The following is a 1,565-nucleotide window of genomic DNA, read 5'->3' as shown; positions in this document are numbered from 1 at the left end:
TCTTGAGCATGAAAGCCGTCGAGCAATCGCACGTATAGACATACCCTGGCGATGTAAAACAGAAATTTCCACTCTGATCTCCAATGTTATCATCGGCAGTACCTTAAAACTGCCATTTTTACTCTTGGTGGATCAGTTTTACATTAGCAAGTGGATCATTTTTACATTGGTAGCGACAGCTGGAAAGACGTATTAATGAAACGCTCCATTATATGCGGCAAGGCGAACATCTTGGACTGGCCTTAAAAAGTACCGGCTACCACTTTCCCTCACGGGATTGTGTCAATCAAATGATGCTGTTAACCGAAGGTGCGGGGGCAGAACACAGCCTTGAGCGTTATGCTGACCGTTGGTTGGCTATCACCATTAATTAAAAAGCCTACGCTCGCCGCAAGTCTGTGACCGAGCGGAGCGAGTGAGCAGACGAGGAAGCGGAATATCACATTTAGTCAAAAAGTCAAGGAAGCAGCCTAGCGGCTGCAAATCGATATCGGGTAGAATGGTGGTACCTTGAACTTCTGGAAATCATATAAAATTACCCCCGTGCTTTCTGAATTCACTCCTCGCCCTCTAAAAACGTTGTTTCAGCGAAACGGTGCTTGGGCCGAACTGCTAAACACTTACCCACTGAGGCCTGTTGAAGTAGAAGTTGTCACCAAAATGCTAGCTTGTGGCACACCACTTATGGGAAGCCGCGAATTATGCTGTGAGAATACCCATTGTCCACATCGGCGCCTTATTTACCAAAGCTGTAAAGAGGCTGTCGCAAAAGAGGTAGTATCATGTTTTTAATGATTTCAATATTTTGATTTKAAAGAAAAAATTAAATTATTTTTATTGTAAATACCCCTTTTGCGACAGCCTCGTAAAGAGCGGGCACTAACATTAGATGCATTACGCGTAATGAATGCCATTGATCGACGTGGAAGTTTTGCAGCTGCAGCTGATGAATTGGGTAAAGTTCCTTCTGCATTAAGTTATACGATGCAAAAATTAGAAGAAGAGCTTGATGTGGTGCTTTTTGATCGCTCTGGCCATCGAACACGTTTTACTGATGTTGGTCGGATGTTGTTGGAACGAGGGCGGCTATTGTTAGAAGCAGCAGATAAACTTGTTGTTGATGCTGAAGCATTGGCGCGTGGTTGGGAACCTTATCTTACCATCGTTTGTGAAGTATTGATCCCCACCTCAACGCTTTTTCCTTTAGTTGATAAATTGGCACAAAAATCTGAAACTCAACTCTCTTTATTGACTGAAGTATTAGCGGGTGCATGGGAGTGTTTAGAAACGGGTAAGGCAGATATTGTTATTGCGCCTGATTTGCATTTTCGTTCTTCACCTGAAATTAATAGTCGTTTACTTTGTACGATTAATAATGTCTATGTTGCCAGTCCAGAGCATCCTATTCATCAAGAGCCAGAGCCACTTTCCGACATGACTCGGATCAAATATCGTGGGATTGCCATTGTAGATACCGCTAAACAACGGCCAGTCTTAACGGTACAGTTATTAGATAAACAGCAGAGATTAACAGTAAGTTCAATCGATGAAAAACGTCGTGCTTT

At 43.0% G+C, this 1,565-nt stretch carries 4 protein-coding genes; 3 read left to right on the top strand and 1 reads right to left on the bottom strand.

Going from position 1 to position 1,565, the window contains the following annotated elements:
- On the bottom strand, window positions 1-93 hold a 93-nt coding region (locus CBG25_RS20300), incomplete at its 3' end, for a helix-turn-helix domain-containing protein (protein WP_290603829.1).
- 119 nt (window positions 94-212) lie between these two features.
- On the opposite strand from CBG25_RS20300, the gene CBG25_RS20295 reads away from it, so the two are divergent.
- The 3 genes from CBG25_RS20295 to CBG25_RS20285 all read left to right on the top strand — a co-directional run.
- Window positions 213-374, top strand: coding sequence for a hypothetical protein (locus CBG25_RS20295; protein WP_290608897.1), 162 nt, complete (start codon window positions 213-215; stop codon window positions 372-374).
- Window positions 375-510: 136 nt separating this feature from the next.
- Window positions 511-792, top strand: coding sequence for a transposase zinc-binding domain-containing protein (locus CBG25_RS20290; RefSeq protein WP_290608896.1), 282 nt, complete (start codon window positions 511-513; stop codon window positions 790-792).
- 111 nt (window positions 793-903) lie between these two features.
- Window positions 904-1,565: LysR family transcriptional regulator (locus CBG25_RS20285; RefSeq protein WP_290608898.1), on the top strand; the 662-nt coding region annotated here is incomplete at its 3' end.

The organism is Arsenophonus sp. ENCA (assembly GCF_002287155.1).
Taxonomy (GTDB): domain Bacteria; phylum Pseudomonadota; class Gammaproteobacteria; order Enterobacterales; family Enterobacteriaceae; genus Arsenophonus; species Arsenophonus nilaparvatae.
This window is presented reverse-complemented; position numbering and strand designations above follow the sequence as displayed.

Bases quoted from the DNA above. Each gene is read 5' to 3' on its own strand.
- CBG25_RS20295 (WP_290608897.1), top strand. From the start codon at position 213: ATGCGGCAAGGCGAACATCTTGGACTGGCCTTAAAAAGTACCGGCTAC.